An 18,354-nucleotide genomic window follows, 5' to 3' on the forward strand; every position below is an offset into this window, starting at 1 on the left:
AATGCAACTTGACTATCCAGATAGTCGCTCACCCGGCGCGACGCGCCGACCTCTCCCAAGGGAGAGGTGAACCTCCGTTGCCGATCCGGTTCGACCCAATCTCATCGCGCTTTAGCCGCGCGCCGCTGCGGCATCTTGCGCAACCCAACTCACAATCCACTGATCCCGGAATGAGAGGCATGTTGCCCGTCATATTGCCCCTGGACCCCGGATAGGCCACCATCCTCCCTGCGCGCACCACAAAAGACAACAGCGCCGGGGAAACGCATGAGCAAGGCCGCTCGCTTCGATTATGGCTGGGTCGTCGTCGGCGCGGGCGCGCTGATGACCTGCGTCGGCTTCGGCACGATGCTGTCGCTTGCGGTGTTCCTGCAGCCGATCTCGGATGCGATGGGCTGGTCGCGCGCCGGCGTGTCGGCCGCAGCGACGCTGGATTTCCTCTGCATGGGTTTTGCGGCGTTCGCCTGGGGCGCGCTGTCCGACCGCTTCGGCACCCGCATCGTGGTGCTGGCGGGCAGCCTGCTGCTCGGGCTTGGCCTCGTGACGGCAAGCCAGGCGCAGAGCCTGTGGCAATTCCAGCTCTGCTTCGGCGTGCTGATCGGGATCGCCGCCGGCAGCTTCTATGCGCCGATGATGGCGCTCGCGAGCGCCTGGATCGACAAGCATCGCAGCCTCGCCGTCGCGCTGGTGTCGGCCGGCATGGGCGTCTCGCCGCTGATGGTCGCACCATCCGCCAGCTGGCTGATCACGGCGTATGACTGGCGCTTTGCGATGCTCGTGATCGGCATCGCCGCATGGGTGCTGCTGATTCCCGCATCGTTCCTGGTGCGCCCGGCGCCGCAGGGAACGAACGTTGCGATGACGACCGCCGCGAGCGCGCCACAGACCGAATGGACCGTGGCGCAGGCGCTGCGCACGCCGCAATTCATCACGCTCGCGCTGGCCCATTTCGCCTGCTGCGCGGCGCATTCGGGGCCGATCTTCCACATGGTGTCCTACGCCATGGTCTGCGGCATCGCTCCGCTCACCGCGGTCACGGTCTACAGCCTCGCCGGCTTCTCCGGGCTCGGCGGCCGGCTCCTGCTCGGGGTGCTCGCGGACCGGCTCGGCGCCAAGCCGGTGCTGGTCGGCGGCCTCCTGGTGCAGGCGCTGTCGATCGCGACTTATTTGGCTGTGGCGCAGCTCGGCCAGTTCTACGCGCTGTCTGTCGTGTTCGGCCTCGCCTATGGCGGTGTGATGCCGCTCTATGCCGTGCTGGTGCGCGAGTTCTTCGGCGCGCGCATCATGGGCACGGTGTTCGGCGCGGTGTCGGCCTTCGCGAGCCTCGGCATGGCGCTCGGGCCGTGGGCCGGCGGCTACGTGTTCGACACCTTCCACGGCTACACGTGGCTGCACGCCGGTTCCTTCGCGATCGGTCTCGCCGCGGTTGCGGTGGCGCTGAGTTTCTCGACCAAGCGCCAGCCCTCGCTCGATCTCGGCCGCGCCACCGCCTGAGCGCGGGTGCACTCGCGTATCGGTGACGGATAGCTGAGGCGCGTCGGCGCCGTGCCGCCTTGCCCTCCCTTGCCGGATGGGTCACCATCACGCGCGCCCCCAACAAGAATGTCAGAACGGGCCGAGGACACGCATGAACAAGCCGCAGGGAGTAGACCTTGTCGAGCGGGCGCGCGCGCTGGCGCCGCTGATCATTGCTGAAGCCGACGAGATCGAACGGACGCGGCGGCTGACGCCGTCCGTCACCGCGGCCCTGGTCGAGAACGGGCTGTATCGTGCGCTGCTGCCGAAGCGTTTCGGCGGCGCCGAGGCGACGCTGGACGCCTTCATGCAGATGCAGGAGGAGATCGCCAAGGCCGACGCGTCGACCGCCTGGTGCCTCGGCCAGTGCAGCGTCTGCGCCATGACCGCGGCCTATATCGAGCCCGACGTGGCCCACGAGATCTTCAACACCGCGCCCGGCATCTTGGCCTGGGGCGCAATCGCCCACGAAGTGCGCGCCGAACCGGGCGGCTATCGCGCCAGTGCTCGCTGGGATTTCGCCTCGGGCTCGCGGCAGGCGAGCTGGCTCGGCGCCCACGTCCGCGTCGTCGAAGCCGACGGATCGCCGCGCAAGAAGGCCGACGGCTCGCCGGAGATCCGCACCATCCTGTTCCCGATGTCGCAAGCTGTGATGTATGACGTCTGGGACGTGATCGGCCTGAGGGGCACCGGCACCGATTCCTATTCGGTCGACAACCTCTTCATCCTGGACAAATTCGCCGCGCTGCGCGACGATCCCAGCGCGTGCCGCGAGGCAGGACCGCTCTACAAGCTCTCCACCAACATGGTGTTCAGCATGGGCTTTGCCGCCACCGCGCTCGGCGTCGCCCGCGCCATGCTGGATGCGGCGACCGAGCTCGCCCGCGGCAAGACCCCGCAAGGCCTGAAAGCGATGCGCGACAACAATGCCGTGCAGGGCCAGATCGGCCGCACTGAGGCAAGCCTGCGTGCCGCGCGCGCCTATCTCTACGCGACGGCTCACGACGTCTGGAGCGACCTCGCCCGCGGCGAACCGGTCACCGAAGCGCATCGCATCGCGATCCGCATCGCCTCGACCTGGACCATCCACCAGTCCGCCGCCGTGGTCGACATCGCCTATCACATGTCAGGGGCAACCGCGGTATTCGCCAAGAATCCGTTCGAGCGACGGTTTCGTGACATGCATGCGATCGCCCAGCAGATCCAGGCCCGCGACACCCAGTATGAGGACGCCGGCAAGGCGATCCTGTCGGGCAATCTCTCTGCCCCGCCGACGGCGCGCTAGCGCGATGAAGTCAGATTGAACAGGGCGCGTACTCATCCGTCATGTCGGCTCTACCCCTAAAACCGGACATCGCCGGGCGACCACGGCATGTCGGGTCTCTGCAAGACGCGTTGGCCAATCGATTTCCGCTATGCCCCGTTAGCGGCCGAGGATGCGCGGCGGCGCAATATGTCGCGAAGGGTCATTCGCAGACTTATGCACGGCAGCAGAGCGCATACGTTATTCGATGACCTCGTCCGCCCCTCCAACCAACACAGGTGTTGGCTCTAACCCGAGAGCCTTGGTCGCTTTCAGGTTTATCAGGAGTTCCAATCGTGTTGAAAGCTGCACAGCGAGGTTGGCCGGCTTCTCGCCGTTGAGTATGCGCCCGGCGTACATGCCCGCATGATAATAGGAATTCTTAATGTCGCCGCCGTAGCTCATTGTGCCGCCAGCGGCCACGAAGTCTCGATACTGATAGATGGCAGGAAGCTTGTATTCGAGGGACTTCGCGCCCAACGCCATGGCGCGGCTGGTAAACAGAGGGTCCGTGCCAATGACCATTCCCGCGACCGAGCCGGCAGCGCTCTTGAACGTCGCCTCGATCTCCTCGTCGGTGCTCGCGTGAAACGTAGTCAGCCTGATACCTAAGACCTCGGCCGCGGCTCTCACTCCACTCTCAACTGAAGCCGTTAAGGGATTCGCCGGGTTCGTCAGTAGACCAAGCGAAGTCCTGTTCGGCAAAAGCTCGTGCAGCAGTTCTAACCGTTTCGGGGCTGTATCGACGTTGATATGTGCCGCACCCGTGACATTTCCACCCGGGCTATTGAGGCTGGTCACCAGCCCGGTCCTGACAGGGTCGCCGCCGATTGCAAACACGATGGGAATAGTTGAGGTCGCCGACTTTGCCGCCAATGCCGACGGTGTTGCTGCCGCCAAGATCAGGCTAACTCGCCGCTCAATCAACTTGGTTGCCAGTGCAGGGAGCCGATCATAGTGATCATCTGCCCATGCGTATTCGAAGCCAACATTCTTTCCTTCGAAATAGCCCTTTTCGCTCAGCCCTTTCCGGAAGGCGGCTATCATTGGGCCATAGTCAGTAGCCGTTGAGCTTCCTAAGACACCGATAACCGTGACCGCCTGCTGCGCGCGGGCCTCCATCTGCGGGAACGTGGCGGCGCTCCATAATACGAGTCCAATGAACTCTCGCCGCCGCATGTTTCGACCCACTCCAAGGACACGCCAATTGATAGCCAGTCTAGCACTTAGGGATGACGCTTGGTGCAACAGTGAAAACAGGCACCGGTTGATCGTACCCCTTGACGGCGATCGCTCCCATAGCCTGTAGCGGTATCTTTGCATCGATCGCGGTGGCGACGACCGCATCGACCAAAATCTGCCCGTCGATCGCGGCTGAACATAGTCGTGAGGCAAGGTTTACTGTGCTTCCTATGGCCGTGTATTCGAGCCGGCCTTCGTAGCCGATGCGGCCAACGGTGGCGGGACCCATGGCCAGCCCGATCCCCAGGCCAATCCGGTGTCCTTGCTTGCGCCAGTCGGCGACCAGGCTCTGCACGACCGATTGCATTTCTATTGCAAGGCTGAGCGCCTCAAGAGCTGGATCAGGACAGCTCACGGGAGCGTTGACCAACAGCATGAGGCCATCGCCGGCAAAGTTGGTTAATGTTGCTCCCCGACGATCGATGATCGCTCCAACGGCCTCGTGATAAGCACCGAGCACCTTCATGACGATCTCGGGTTCGGTTCGATTCGAAAACGCCGTGAAGCCGCGAAGATCGGCAAAAACAGCCACCACTTCCCGCCGTTGCCCTTCAAGCAAGGCATCGTCGCCGGTTCTTTCGACGAGGTCGGCAATCTGCGGGGCAAGAAAGCGCTTCAAGCGATTGATACGATCCGATTTCTCCTTCGAAAGGCCCAGTTCTCTTGCCATCTCATTGAAGCGGCCGGCCAGTTGCTCAAGTTCATCACCTGTTGAGATGGTGACGCGATGATCGAACTGTCCGGCACCAACAAGCTGCGCACCTTCTTCGAGTTGCCGGATCGGACCGGACATTCGTCGCGCGAGCCAATATGCCAGAACGATGGCAATCAAGGTACCGATGAGGACTAACAGCAGCGAGCGCCAAAGCGAGGAGCGGATCGGGGCGAATGCTTCAGCGGCCGGCTGCTCGACGACCACTGTCCATTTAAGGCTGGGGATTTCCGCGACCAAGGCAACAACGGGATGACCCTCGATATCTTTCGTTTCGGTGGCGGAGCTGTTGGATTTGGCAATATCGTGTCGGAGCCGATTGAATGCACTGGCGGTCGCGTCCCCACGCAGGACAAGACTTATATCGGGGTGAGCCACCAGACGGCCCGTGTCATCAATGACGAACGCTTCGCCGGTCTCGCCGATCTTGATGGCCGTGACGACGTCCCAGATCAGCTTGAGATTGACATCCGCGATGGCGAACCCGTTCGCCTGCCGGTTTCCACTGACGGCAATGGTCATGTGCGGCTCCGAGCCGCGCTGATATCGGACAGGGCCGTACCACACCTTGGACACACTCTCGCGCAACTCGGCCACGGCCCGGTCGCTTGGAAGATTCGTCTCTTCGCCAATTCGGTTTATCGCCAGCCGAGACACCATCGTGCGCTGGACGCCTACTCTATCGAACAGTGACACAGAGGAGATGGCGGGCACTTGCCGCAGAAGGCGATGAGCATCAATCTTGTGCTGTTCATCTTGGCCATCGGGCCAGGGAAACTGCACGAGCCATCCGAGCTGGTCGCGAATGCCATCGGTGAAGGTCTGGATACGGTCGGCAGCCGATCGGGACTCGGTTCGGAGGAGTTCGGTGAGATGAGCGCGGTGTTCGCGATAGCCAAACCAAGCTTCGCCCATCGCTCCCAGCGCCAGGGGAAAAACCACGGCAATGAACAGCGTGAAGAAATATTTGACAAAGAGTGTCCGGTGCGGCTTCGGCACGTAGAGTACCTTTTGAAAGCACCAATTCAGGGCCCGATACTACCACAGCATCATGCCCAAAGCAGGCTCACGCGACATCCGAGCGGCTAATGGTGCGGAGAAGACCTTCGAGTCGGCCAATCTCGCTTCATGGCGAATACTCACCGACGCCATTTCCATTGCCGATGCCCGCCGGGACGGCCTCGGCCCCAGGGGGCAGCGCGAAAGCGGGCGTTCTGGGGGGATCGGGTCTCGACCGATTTCGACATGGATTCGCGATGTCCGCTTATCCTACGGAAGCGAACATCGGACGCTCGACCCCGCAAGCGGGAGAGGCGCAGCGAGCCTGCTGTCCGACTGATGCAACCCAATCTCAGCGCGCGCAGCCGCATGGTACGAAAGTAGGCACCGGCAACGATGGTCACGGCATGAATTTCGGCGGCGCAACATCTGGTTGTTAAGCTTTTTCTGAGACGTTCCGGACGGCGCTAATGCCTGGAGTTACGCTGGTACTATGTTCACGCTTCGATCGATTGCCGCCCGCCTGATCCTGGCGATTTCACTGACTGTCGCGGTTGCCTGCGCCATCCTCGGCGGCTTCTCCATCAGCCAGCAGCGTGCGCTGACCCGGCTCGCGCTCGATCAGCAGCTCAAGCTGCAATATGACAGCGTGATTGCGGCGATCGACTATGAAGGCCGCACCGCGCTCGCGGTCTCCGCTGTCATCGCCACCTTGCCGCCGGTCGAAGAGGCCATCGCCAAGGGCGACCGCGACGGGCTTGGAAAGCTGCTCGGCGCGCCCTGGGCGGCGATCAAGGCGCAGGGGATCCCGCTGATCTCGTTCTGGCAGGCGCCGGCGACGAGCTTCTACCGGGTCCACGCACCGAAGGTTTTCGGCGACGACGCCTCGACGCGGCGGACCACGGTGGTGGAATCGATCAAGGCCGGCAAGCCGATCGTCGGCGTTGAGCCGGGCCGTGAGGCGCTTTCGATCTTCGGCATGACCCCGGTCATGCATGACGGCAAGACGCTGGGCAATGTCGATATCGGCGCCGCCTTCGGCAAGGAATTCGTCGACCGCGCCAAGAAGCGCTTCGGCATCGACCTCGCGGTGCATTCATTCGACGGCAAGAGCTTCAAGCGGCTGTCTTCGACCTTCGGCGACACCGTGGTCGCGACCCAGGACGAGCTCAAGAGCGTGATGAACGGTACCGCCGTGCTGCGCGACGCTGTTCTCGACGGCCATGCGGTCGAGCTCTATCTCGGCCAGATCAAGAACTATGCCGGCGAGCCGGTCGCGGTGCTCGAGATCGTCAAGGACACCAGCGACTATGAAGCGGCCGCGGCAAGCGCGCAGCGCAACCTGATCCTTGGCACGGTCGCGATCCTGGCCGCGGCGGTGCTGCTCGCATTCCTGCTCGGCCGCGGCCTGTCCCGGCCGCTCGCCGCGATCACGGCGGTCATGAACCGGCTGTCCAGCGGCGACACCAGCGTCACGATCCCCGGCAGCGAGCGCCGCGACGAGCTCGGCACGATGGCGAAGGCGGTCGACGTGTTCCGCCGCAGCATGATCGAAACCTCTTCGCTGCGCGATGCTCAGGAAGCCGACAAGGTGAAGGCTGCGGCCGACAAGCAGGCGCTGCAGCGACAGATGGCCGACCGCTTCGAATCCGACGTCAAGGGCATGGTCGCCGCCGTCGCACAGTCGTCGAGCGCAATGCAGCGCGTCGCAGGCGAGATCACCACCAGCGTCAACGGCACCTCCGAACGGACCGCGGCGGCTGCCGCCGCGTCCGAGGAGGCGTCGGCCAGCGTCAATGCGGTCGCCGCCGCGACCGAGGAACTGGCGTCCTCGATCACCGAGATCGGCCGCCAGGTCACCCATTCCAGCCGCGTCGCCGACAATGCCGTGGCCAAGGCGATGGAGACCACCGAAATGGTGACGAGCCTCGCCGCGTCCGCGGAGAAGATCGGCGACGTGCTGCGCCTGATCAGCGCGATCGCGAGCCAGACCAATCTGCTGGCGCTCAACGCCACCATCGAGGCCGCGCGCGCCGGCGAGGCCGGCCGCGGCTTCGCCGTGGTCGCCGCCGAGGTGAAGGAATTGGCGAGCCAGACCGCGAAGGCGACCGACGAGATCGCCGGCCAGGTCGGTGCGATCCAGTCGGCCACCGGCAATTGCGTCAGCGCGATCGGCGACATCAGCGGCACCATCCGCGAGATCTCGGGCATCGCCACCGCGATCGCGGCCGCCGTCGAGCAGCAGGATTCGGCGACGCGGGAGATCGCCCGCAGCGTGCAGCAGGCCTCCTCCGGGACCGTCGAGGTCTCCGCCAATATCGCGGGCGCGAGCGAAGCCGCCGGCCAATCCCGCGCCCTCACCGGCAATGTGCTGGATACATCAGGCCAACTCGGCGATCACGCCTCCGCGCTGTCGCACAGCGTCGACACGTTCCTCGCCGGCCTGCGCAACGCGGCCTGAGCCGCGGGGCGCAGTGATGTCTTCGTCTCGCTGATAACGGTCCATATGACGTTCAAGGCGCTGTCATCGTGACGCGCGGCCGACCCGCACGCCGGGCAGCTTGCCCTTCCAGCCCAACGCGATGATCCCCGCCATTCCGACCAGCAGCACGACGTTGAGGACCAGGTCGACGACCTTCTGCACGGGCGCGCAAGAGTTGACCGCACAGCCTCCCAGCAGCAGGTCGGCAATCACGGCGAGTACGGTGACGAAAAGGAAGATCAGCACCAGATACAGCAGAATCGCCAATATCCGCTGCCAGCGCGCCGGCATGACGGACGCGCGCGTCTCTTCAACGCGCTCGGTGACGAACTGGCCCGGTCGCGCCTTCGCGGGATCGCGGATCTGCACCGTCGACCGTGTCACCAGATCGTGGATCGCCTGGTTGCGGCGGGTCGCGGCGATGATGACGAACGAGTACCAGCCGAGGAAGCCCTTGATCAGGAGCCGCGCGCACGCCTTCAGGAAGCCGACATTGCCGCCGGTCGCATCGTCGACCACGCGCAGATTGGTGAGATGATGACCGATGGTGCCGCCGGTGAATGACACCAGGACCGGCTCGTACAGCGCCAGGGCTGCGATCACGGCGATGCCGAGCGCACGCGAAACGGAATCGACCGCCACCGTGGACGCCACCAGCAACGCGCCGGCGATCGTCACCAGCGTGACGATCCAATCGATGAAGATGCCGCGAAAGCGGCGAGAGAACCGCGCATAGAGCGGCGCGACGGCCGCCGCGGGTGGAACGGTACTGGCAACGCTCATCGGGCTCATCCCGTTCTCGTATGTCCCCTGCCCATCAGACGAGACGGCGACGGCGAAGGTTCAACATGGGCTATCACGCGGCGGGCGGTTAGCCTAGTTTCTCGGCAAGCTTGCCAAACAGCCATGACCCGACCGATGAAAAAATCGAGCACCAGTGTGACGAGGAAGCCGCGCCGGGGCAATGCCTCCTCCGCAGACGCGCTGTTCGGGAGGTACCCTGCCCCCGTCAAGGCCAAGCTGCTGGCGCTGCGGCGCTTGATCTTCGAGACCGCGAAGGCGACCAAGGGCGTCGGCACGCTCGAAGAGACACTGAAATGGGGCCAGCCGAGCTATCTCACGCCGGAGACCGGCAGCGGCACCACGGTCCGGATCGATCAGGTGAAGCCGGCCACCGATCAGGTCGCGGTCTACTTCCACTGCCAGACCAATCTGGTCGAGACCTTCCGCGAGCTCTATCCCGAGCTCAGCTACAGCGGCAACCGCGCGATCATGCTCGATGTCGGCGACAAGCTGCCCGAGGCCGCGCTGCGCCACTGCGTGGCGCTGGCGCTGACTTATCATCTGAACAGGCGGAAGGTTTAGCAATCAGCCGTAACCCTCTCCACCGTCATTGCGAGGAGCGAAGCGACGAAGCAATCCATGCCTCCGCGCGTGAGGATGGATGGATTGCTTCGCTGCGCTCGCAATGACGAGGTGGAGACAGCCTCGCTACGCCGCCGTTGCGACGCGCTGCGCCTTCAGCAGGCTCACGACCTCGGCGTTCGGCCGCGCGCGGCTGAACAGGAAGCCTTGCCCCTCATGGCAGCCCTCGGCGCGCAGGCAGCTCAGCTCCGCCTCGGTCTCGACGCCCTCGGCGGTGATGGTGACGCCAAGCCCGACGCCGAGGCTGACGATCGACCGCACGATCGCCTGCGCGTCCGGGTTGGCACCGAGATCGCGCACGAAGGACTGGTCGATCTTGATCTTGTCGAACGGGAAGCTGCGCAGATAGCTCAGACTCGAATAGCCGGTGCCGAAATCGTCCATCGACATCCGCACCCCGAGCGTGCGCAGCGCATGCAGCGTCGCCAGCACCTGGCTGCTCTTCTCGAGCAGCAACGTCTCGGTGATCTCGAGCTCGAGCCGCCGTGCCGGCAGGCCGGATTGCCGCAAGGCGTCGGTGACCAGCGCCAGCAGATTGCCGGTGCGGAATTGCAGCGGCGAGAGATTGACGGCGACGCGCACGTCGTCGGGCCATTGCGCCGCGTCCATGCAGGCGCGATGCAGCATCAGGCTGCCGAGCGGATTGATCAGGCCGGTCTCCTCGGCGACCGGGATGAACTCACCGGGCGAGATCATGCCGCGCTCCGGATGCGGCCAGCGCACCAGCGCCTCGAAGCCGGTGATGCGCCCGGTCGCAAGATCGACCAGCGGCTGGTAGTAGGGCTGCAATCCTTCATTCTGGATCGCATCGCGCAGATCGATCTCGATCTTGCGGCGGCTTTGCGCGCGCGCATCCATCTCGGCCTCGAAGAATGAGAAGGTGCCGCGGAACTCGCTCTTGGCGCGCGACAAGGCCATGTCGGCGCTCTTCAGCAGCTTTTCGGAATCCTCGCCGTCGCCGGGCGACATCGCAATCCCGATGCTGGCGCCGATCACCACCGAATGGCCCTCGAGCAGATAGGGCTCGCCGATCGCGTCGAGAATCCGCCGCGCCAGCAGCACCGCGTCCTCGGGCCGCATCACGCCACCCTGCACGATGGTGAATTCATCCGAGTTGAGGCGAGCGAGCGCGTCTTCCTCGCGCAGCGTCGAGCGCAGCCGCTTTGCGACCCCACGCAACAGCTTGTCGCCGATACCGTGGCCGAGCGTGTCGTTGACCGCCTTGAAATTGTCGAGCCCCAGCATCAGCACCGCGACCTTGTCGGTGGAGCGGCGGGTATGCTGCAGCATGTCTTCCATCTGCTGGCGCAGCAGGTTGCGGTTCGGCAGGCCGGTCAGGCTGTCGTGCTGGGCCATGAAGGCGAGCCGCGCCTCGGCGCGCTTGCGCTCGGTAATGTCCATCAGCGCGAGCAGCATCGCCGGCTGGTCGCCATGCATCAGCTGGCGCGAGTAGATCGCAAGGTCGATCAGCGTGCCGTCCGCACGGACATGCTTCCAGGTCCGCGCCGCCTGCTCGTCGCTGCTGCGGCCGGCGGCCCAGGGCAACTCGGCATCGAACGCCTGCAGGCTCTTGATCGTCATCTTCTCGAATTCGGCACGGACATAACCATAATGCGCGATCGCGGCGTCGTTCACCGCGAGGATCCGTTCGCCGTCGAGCGCGCACAGGATCATCGGCACCGGATTGCCGTCGAACAGCAGACGGAACGAGGCCTCGCGCTGCTTCAGTTCGGTGATGTCGACGCGCAGGCCGACGATGCCGCCGTCCGAGGTCAATCGCTCCTCGATCAGGACCACGCGGCCATCGGCCAAGACCTGCTCGTGCCGCTCGCCCGGCTGGTACATCTTCCTGAGCCGCTCGGCGATCCACTCTTCCTCGCGCCCGGCGGCCTCGGGATAATCGCCGCGCGCGACGCCGATGCGGATGGTGTCTTCGAGGCGCGCGCCGTGCTCGAACAGATCGGAACTGCGCTTGTAGATTTCCGAGTATTTCCTGTTCCAGAGGGTGTAGCGGCCTTCCGGGTCGAGGAACACGATGCCTTGCGGCAGGATGTCGATCGCCTCACGCAGCCGCGCGTTCGACTTGCGGGCCTCGGCGATCGCGGCTTCAGCCTGCGCCCGCTGGCGCACCAGCTCGCCGAGCTCGACGGCGGGCCGGCGCGAGCGGCTGGACATTTTCGGCATCGGCCGGCGTCCCCGAGAACGGGACAGTTTGGCCTGTTTCGGTTTCTTGATCTTCTTTGGCCGCATCATCGCACTCGCACGCCCACGCGCATTCCAGTTCGGCGACATTTCTGCGATAAGTCTCTGAAAAATTGGTATCTCTTGGCGAAGCGCTGCGCTGTATGAGAAGTCCGGGCATTGCCTGCTTTGCAGGCGCGTTCACGCCGCACGCGAGCGGCCGGTGATGCGCAAGCGGCGCACAGCGCAGATTTGCAGCGCGGCGGCGCAACGGCGTGGTGAAGGAAGGGTAAACCAACGCCCGCCTGCACAATGAATGCGCCGAAACCGTTGCAAGCGCATCAATGTTTGCCAGCGTGTGACAGGGTTATCGCGAGGTAAAGGCGCGACCGGTTTCGCGCCTTCTTGCGGAGGCTAGTTGGTGATCTCGATCCGCGTGCCACCGCGGCCGTTGCGCTCGACCAGCCCATACAGTTGCCGCCGCGATTGCCGCGTCGACATTGGCCCTCTCGCCGGCGCGCGCCGACATCGTCGTTCACATCGACAAATCATCGCAGCGCATGGCGGTCAGCATCGACGGTGCGACGCGCTACAATTGCCAGCCGCACGCAAGATGCGCTTGTCATAAAAATGCCTGCCCTGAAATTATTTTGTGCGCATGATGTCGCTCGCGGCGCGCTTGTAAAGTGGCGTGGCTCACATCCGGAACAGGAAGTCGCGGGTCATCTTGATCCGCCCTGTGGGCGATCAAGCGAATGGGATGAGAGCGCGGTTGGTCCGACACGAATCCATGCTAGCCTTGCGTGGACAGAGTGATCCGAATGACATCCCGCCTGCGTCTGATCCCGCTCCTGATCTCCGCCCTCGTCGCCTGCACCATCTCCGCGCGGGCGCAGGACAAGGGCTCGCTCAATCCGCAGCCATTGCCGCCGCTCGCGAACCCTAACGATCCAACGATCGGGGCGAAGCAGCTGTTCGCACGCAAGGTGCTGCCGGCGGCGATGCCGACCCAATCGATCGGCGGCTACACCAAGGGCTGTCTCGCTGGCGCCGCGCAGATGCCGCTCAACGGCGACACCTGGCAGGTGATGCGTCTGTCGCGCAACCGCTATTGGGGACATCCCGCCATGATCGCGCTGCTGAAGCGGCTGGCGGCCAACGCGCACAAGGACGCCGGCTGGCCCGGCATCCTGGTCGGCGATATCGGCCAGCCACGCGGTGGCCCCGCGCTGTCAGGTCACGCCAGCCACCAGATCGGGCTCGACGCCGACGTCTGGCTGACACCAATGCCCGATCGCAAATTGTCGCGCGAGGATCGCGAGGAGATGTCGGCTGTCATGATGGTGCGTGACGATCGGCTCGATATCGATCCGCACGTGTTCACGCCGGGCCATGTGCTTGTCATCCGCGACGCGGCACGAGAGCCCGCGGTGCAACGCATCTTCGTCAATCCGGCGATCAAGAAGGCGCTGTGCCGCGAGGCCAAGGGCGACCGCAGCTGGCTGTCGAAGATCCGGCCGTGGTGGGGCCACGACTACCACTTCCACATCCGCATGCGATGCCCGTCCGGCAGCCCCGCATGCGAGGGGCAGAAGCAGCAAGCGGAAGGCGAGGGCTGCAAGCCGTCCGACCTCGCCTTCTGGTTCAAGGATTCGGTGCTGCATCCAAAGCCGCCGCCGAAACCGCCGAAACCGCGCCCGCCGATGACGCTGGCGCAGATGCCGGCGGCCTGCAAGACGGTGCTGAACGCAGCCGACGCCAAGCCGTAACATTCAAGCAATAACATCTTCGTCAGGCGGCTATGCCGGCCGGCGTGAACTACGTTATGATCTGGCGTCGTCGCGCCGTAAGCGCGATCGAGCGATGGATCGGGGCCGCTGATCTATTTCATCCGTCACAATTGCATTGGATCAGACATGCGCAAATCGTTCCTCGCCGCATCGCTCCTGCTCGTCTCGGCTCCCGCTTTCGCGGCGGAGGAGCCGAGCGGCTGCGACAAGTTCAAATGGTCGATCGACCGCGCCCGCGCCGCGCTCACCGCGCCGGATCGCGCCAGGCTTGCCTCGGGGAGCGAGCAGGCGGCACTGCCGTCGACCGCCATCACGCTGGCGCTGGTGGCCCCAAGCGATGCCAAATTGCCGTCGCCGCCGGAGCGCGCGCCGAAGGACGGCACCTTCGCCGGCTTCACCACCGTCAAGGCCGCACCGAAGGCCGGGCTCTATACCGTCAGCCTGTCGGCCGGCGCCTGGGTCGACCTGGTGCAGGACGGGCATTTCCTGAAGCCGAAGGCGTTCAGCGGCGCGACCGATTGCGACGGCATCCGCAAGACCATGAAATACGACCTCGCCGCCAGCCCCTTCGTGCTGCAGGTCAGCGGCGCCAAGGAGAACTCGCTGTCGATCGCGATCCAGCCGGCGGATCAATAGGACGATCCGTTAGACAAACGGGCGCCTTTACCGTAAGTCCCAGCCTGCTATGTTTGCAGTGCGATATCCTTGGGGGACCGTAAGTCCTTCGGGGACCAGCGGAACAGCGCTTCCGTCCGTCGCGGGCCAGACCCCACTCAACGCCTGATTTGCGCGTGTCCGTTCGCGCGCGAACATGCACGGAGCGCTTTCCATGTCACGACTTTCAATTTCAAGACTTGCCGGACTTTCCACCGCCTTCGTCATCCTGCTCGGCGCGATCCATTCGCCGGCGAGAGCCGAGGACAAGACGCTCACCGTGTTTGCCGCGGCCTCGATGAAGAACGCGCTCGACGAGATCGATGCGGCCTATACCGCCAAGACCGGCGTCAAGATCAGCGCCAGCTATGCGGCGAGCTCGGCGCTCGCAAAGCAGATCGAGCAGGGCGCGCCGGCCGACGTGTTCGTGTCCGCCGACACCGACTGGATGGACTATGCGATCAAGCAGAAGAACATCAATGAGCCGACGCGGGTGAACCTGCTCGGCAACTCGATCGTGCTGATCGCGCCGAAGGATTCCAAGATCGGCAATGTCACGATTGCACCGGGCTTCGATCTCGCCAAGCTCGCCGGTGACGGCAAGATCGCAACCGGCGACGTCAAGGCGGTGCCGGTCGGCAAGTATGCCAAGGCCGCGCTCGAAAAGCTCGGCGCCTGGCAGGCGGCGGAGCCGAAATTCGCGATGGCCGAGAGCGTGCGCGCGGCATTGACGCTGGTGGCGCGCGGCGAAGCCGTGCTCGGCATCGTCTATTCGACCGACGCCAAGGTCGAGCCGGGCGTCAAGATCGTCGGCACCTTCCCGGCGGACACCCATCCGGCCATCATCTATCCGGTTGCCGCGACCACGACCGCGAAGCCGGAGACCGCGGATTATCTCGCCTTCCTGCGCTCGTCGACGGCGAAGACGATCCTCGAGAAATATGGCTTCAAGTTCCTGATCAGCCCGACGACGTAAGCCCAGCGCCGCCGATTTGACGTTCCTCCAGTGATTGCCGCACGCACCGTGAGGAACGTCAAATCGATCAGCGGCACTGGCCTATTGACTCTTACTAGTGTCTGTTCCCGAAGTTCGTAACTGAGGAGCCGCACTTGCATACGAACTTCGGGAACAGACACTAGTGTTCGAGATCTCGCCGACCGAATGGACGGCGATCCTGCTGTCGCTGCGGGTCGCCGTCGTCGCAACACTGGTGGCGACCCCGTTCGGGATCGCGCTCGCCTGGCTGCTGGCGCGGCGCGATTTCTGGGGCAAGTCGCTGCTCGATGCCGTCGTGCATCTGCCGCTGGTGCTGCCGCCCGTCGTCACGGGCTATCTGCTGCTTTTGACCTTCGGCAAGCGCGGCCTGGTCGGCGGCTGGCTGGCCGATCACCTCGGCATCGTGTTCGCATTCCGCTGGACCGGCGCCGCGCTCGCCTGCGGCGTGATGTCGTTTCCATTGCTGGTGCGGCCGATCCGTCTGTCGATCGAAGCCGTCGACCGCCGCCTCGAACAGGCGGCCGAGACGCTCGGCGCCGCGCCCTGGCGGGTGTTCGCGACGGTGACGCTGCCGCTCGCGCTGCCCGGCGTGCTGGCCGGCATGGTGCTCGGCTTCGCCAAGGCGATCGGCGAATTCGGCGCGACCATCACCTTCGTCTCCAACATCCCCGGCGAGACCCAGACCATTTCATCGGCGATCTATTCGCTGATCCAGACGCCTGACGGCGACACCGCCGCAGTTCGGCTCGTGATCATCTCGGTCGTGCTCGCGGTCGGTGCGCTGGTCGCGGCCGAAGTGTTCGCACGCCGCGCCACTGCGCGCTTGCACGGGCAATAGCGATGCTGCGCGTCGACATCACCAAGCAGCTCGGAGATTTCTCGCTCGCGGCATCGTTCACCAGCGAGGGCCGCGTCACCGGCCTGTTCGGCGCGTCCGGCTCCGGCAAGACCTCGCTGATCAACACCATCGCGGGGCTGCTGCGTCCCGATCGCGGCACCATCGTGATCGACGGCGAGACGGTCGACGATACCGCGGCCGGCATTCACGTCCCGACCTGGCGCCGCCGCATCGGCTACGTGTTCCAGGACTCGCGACTGTTTCCGCATCTCGATATCAGGCAGAACCTCGATTACGGCCGCCGCATGAACGGCCTCACTGAAGACCTCGCGCAGCACAAGCGCGTCGTCGATTTGCTCGACATCGGCGCCCTGCTCGACCGCCGCCCCGGCAAGCTCTCCGGCGGCGAGCGGCAGCGCGTCGCGCTTGGCCGGGCGCTGCTCTCCAAGCCGCGGCTGCTGCTGCTCGACGAACCGCTCGGCGCGCTCGACGAAAGCCGCAAGCTCGAGATCCTGCCCTATCTGGTGCGGCTGCGCGACGAGGCCGGCGTCCCGATGGTCTATGTCAGCCACGACGCCGCCGAGCTGCGCCAGCTCGCCACCCAGATCGTGATGCTGCGCCGCGGCCAGGTCACCGCGTTCGGCGGTGTTAAGGTGTTGACGGCGGGCGGATAGCTGGCCGTTTTTCCGAAAGTCGGCATAAGATAGCCCATCTTGTCTGCTAGGCCCGCGTCGGGACCTCCGATCCGGGCATGGGAAAGGCAAATCGTGCGACTGACTGGCTGGCTATTGCTGGTGATCGGCGGGCTGTTGTGCGCCACGATTTCGTGGGCCGCGCTCGGCTTCCTGCTGATGGGCGTCGGCCTGATCTCGCTGCAGGTCGCCGAACGCCGACGCCGCCCGGCGGCTGACGCCGCGCCGGCCGGCGCCGCAGGATTACCCCCTCCGCGCCTCAGCCCCGGGCTGCAGCCGCCGACCCTCGACCCAGTCACCGGCCAGGACAATGGGCCGCAGCGTCAGCCTCGCCGGGTGGCGTGGCCTGACAAGACTCGGCCGGACAAGAAGGCGGATGCGCCCTACGACCGGCAGACCTGGCGCCGGCTGGTCGAGAGCGATCCCGATCTCGCCCAGCTTGCCAAGGTGCTGGCCGACTACGGCCCGCAATATGTCGATGAGCTCGCGGCCAGCTACCTCGCCGCGCCCGACAAGAGCCGCCTGGGTGCGATCGTCGACGGCATCATCGCGCGCGCCCGGGACGGTGAGCCGGCCCCGCCGCCCGCGCAAGCCGAGGGACCGCGGCCACCGCCGTTGCCGCCCCGGCCGGAGCCTCAGGTGCCCACCCCTGCCGCCAAGCCAACGGCTTCGGCGAGCAAGCCCGCCGATGCGCTGGAAGCATCGCTGCTCGCCACGGTCGAGGAGGCGACCGCCAGGATCGCCGCCGAACGCGCCGGTCTCTTCAAGCCTGGCAGGGAGCCTAGCAAGGCAACCGACAACAGCCGGCCATCGACGACGGGCCAGCGGGAGCCGCTGTTCGGTCGCGCACCCCGCGACGCGAAGCCCGCCGAGCCGCCGCCGATGCCGGCTGCACCACCGGCCATGCCGGCGGAGACGCCGGCCCACCTCGAAGCATCGCTGATCGCCGCCGTCAGCGAGGCCGCCGCCAGACGGGCGGACGAATCGAAGCCAGCCCCGATCCCGGAGCCGACGCCACCTGCGCTGAAGGGCGAGCCAGAGATCCGGGTCGTCGCCCCCACCTCGCCGAAACCCGCTCCGCCGCCGCCCGCCACCACGCCGCCCGCCAACACACCGTCAGCAAAGACACCGCCTGCGAAGACAGCGGCCGACAATCTCGACGAGACGCTGCTGGCGGCGCTGGCCGAAATCTCCGGCCAGAAGTTGAAGGACGAGCCCAAGCAGGACGCCGGCTCCAATGGCCGGCCGGCCGACGACAGCCTGTCCGACATGATCAAGAAGTTCGCCCCGGATTCGAACTTCCTGCGCAAGCAGTGACGACGGCTAAAACGCGATGGGATTGGGTTGAATCGTCATCGCGCTTTAGCTCTTTGTTTGCGCATGATCTCCGCGCAAACGCGTTCCGCGTTTGTCGCGAGGGAAAACCGCTTCGCGCTTTTCCGGATCATGCTCTAGCAGGCTGTTGAAGAAGTCTTTGAGCGGCGCGCGATGAATGGGATGTTGTCGCCGTTGAGGAGGCAGATC

14 protein-coding genes are annotated in these 18,354 nt (G+C 65.1%); 10 read left to right on the top strand and 4 right to left on the bottom strand.

Features of this window, described 5'->3' with window-relative positions; genetic code table 11:
- The first annotated feature begins 267 nt into the window (after positions 1-267).
- The gene (locus QMZ05_RS35805) at positions 268-1,494 is read left to right on the top strand and encodes an MFS transporter (RefSeq protein ID WP_353705030.1); all 1,227 of its coding nucleotides are present in this window, start codon (positions 268-270) and stop codon (positions 1,492-1,494) included.
- Positions 1,495-1,627: 133 nt separating this feature from the next.
- Entirely contained in the window at positions 1,628-2,800 is a 1,173-nt protein-coding gene (locus QMZ05_RS35810) for an acyl-CoA dehydrogenase family protein (RefSeq protein ID WP_353705031.1), read from the top strand.
- A 219-nt stretch (positions 2,801-3,019) separates the two neighbouring features.
- On the opposite strand, the gene QMZ05_RS35815 is transcribed toward QMZ05_RS35810, so the two are convergent.
- Together QMZ05_RS35815 and QMZ05_RS35820 are read right to left on the bottom strand one after the other, a co-directional pair.
- Positions 3,020-3,997: an ABC transporter substrate-binding protein gene (locus QMZ05_RS35815; RefSeq protein WP_353705032.1), complete on the bottom strand. Its 978-nt coding sequence runs from the start codon at positions 3,995-3,997 to the stop codon at positions 3,020-3,022.
- Between the two features lie 40 nt (positions 3,998-4,037).
- Positions 4,038-5,771: an adenylate/guanylate cyclase domain-containing protein gene (locus QMZ05_RS35820; protein WP_353705033.1), complete on the bottom strand. Its 1,734-nt coding sequence runs from the start codon at positions 5,769-5,771 to the stop codon at positions 4,038-4,040.
- 493 nt (positions 5,772-6,264) lie between these two features.
- Between QMZ05_RS35820 and QMZ05_RS35825 the strand changes: the two genes are divergently transcribed.
- The gene (locus QMZ05_RS35825; RefSeq protein WP_353705034.1) at positions 6,265-8,232 is read left to right on the top strand and encodes a methyl-accepting chemotaxis protein; all 1,968 of its coding nucleotides are present in this window, start codon (positions 6,265-6,267) and stop codon (positions 8,230-8,232) included.
- Positions 8,233-8,295: 63 nt separating this feature from the next.
- Here QMZ05_RS35825 and QMZ05_RS35830 read toward each other — a convergent pair whose 3' ends face one another.
- Positions 8,296-9,036 (bottom strand): RDD family protein, encoded by a 741-nt coding sequence (locus tag QMZ05_RS35830; protein WP_353705035.1) that lies wholly within the window; start codon positions 9,034-9,036, stop codon positions 8,296-8,298.
- A 135-nt stretch (positions 9,037-9,171) separates the two neighbouring features.
- On the opposite strand from QMZ05_RS35830, the gene QMZ05_RS35835 reads away from it, so the two are divergent.
- A complete protein-coding gene (locus tag QMZ05_RS35835) occupies positions 9,172-9,618 on the top strand; it encodes a DUF1801 domain-containing protein (protein WP_353705036.1) in 447 nt (148 codons plus the stop codon).
- A gap of 126 nt (positions 9,619-9,744) precedes the next feature.
- Here QMZ05_RS35835 and QMZ05_RS35840 read toward each other — a convergent pair whose 3' ends face one another.
- Positions 9,745-11,862 (bottom strand): EAL domain-containing protein, encoded by a 2,118-nt coding sequence (locus QMZ05_RS35840; protein ID WP_353705037.1) that lies wholly within the window; start codon positions 11,860-11,862, stop codon positions 9,745-9,747.
- Positions 11,863-12,680: 818 nt separating this feature from the next.
- On the opposite strand from QMZ05_RS35840, the gene mepA reads away from it, so the two are divergent.
- The 6 genes from mepA to QMZ05_RS35870 all read left to right on the top strand — a co-directional run bounded on the left by mepA (position 12,681) and on the right by QMZ05_RS35870 (position 18,147).
- On the top strand, positions 12,681-13,628 hold the full coding sequence (gene mepA, locus QMZ05_RS35845) for a penicillin-insensitive murein endopeptidase (RefSeq protein ID WP_353705038.1): 948 nt from the start codon (positions 12,681-12,683) through the stop codon (positions 13,626-13,628).
- A 147-nt stretch (positions 13,629-13,775) separates the two neighbouring features.
- A complete protein-coding gene (locus QMZ05_RS35850; RefSeq protein ID WP_353705039.1) occupies positions 13,776-14,285 on the top strand; it encodes a hypothetical protein in 510 nt (169 codons plus the stop codon).
- A gap of 208 nt (positions 14,286-14,493) precedes the next feature.
- The gene (gene modA, locus QMZ05_RS35855; RefSeq protein WP_353705043.1) at positions 14,494-15,279 is read left to right on the top strand and encodes a molybdate ABC transporter substrate-binding protein; all 786 of its coding nucleotides are present in this window, start codon (positions 14,494-14,496) and stop codon (positions 15,277-15,279) included.
- A 163-nt stretch (positions 15,280-15,442) separates the two neighbouring features.
- Positions 15,443-16,138, top strand: a complete 696-nt coding sequence (gene modB, locus QMZ05_RS35860; protein ID WP_353705040.1) for a molybdate ABC transporter permease subunit — start codon at positions 15,443-15,445, stop codon at positions 16,136-16,138.
- A 2-nt stretch (positions 16,139-16,140) separates the two neighbouring features.
- A complete protein-coding gene (modC, locus tag QMZ05_RS35865) occupies positions 16,141-16,812 on the top strand; it encodes a molybdenum ABC transporter ATP-binding protein (protein WP_353705041.1) in 672 nt (223 codons plus the stop codon).
- A 93-nt stretch (positions 16,813-16,905) separates the two neighbouring features.
- Positions 16,906-18,147, top strand: a complete 1,242-nt coding sequence (locus tag QMZ05_RS35870; RefSeq protein WP_353705042.1) for a hypothetical protein — start codon at positions 16,906-16,908, stop codon at positions 18,145-18,147.
- Positions 18,148-18,354: the final 207 nt, after the last annotated feature.

The sequence above is a fragment of the Bradyrhizobium sp. INPA03-11B genome, from assembly GCF_040446015.1.
Taxonomy (GTDB): domain Bacteria; phylum Pseudomonadota; class Alphaproteobacteria; order Rhizobiales; family Xanthobacteraceae; genus Bradyrhizobium; species Bradyrhizobium macuxiense_A.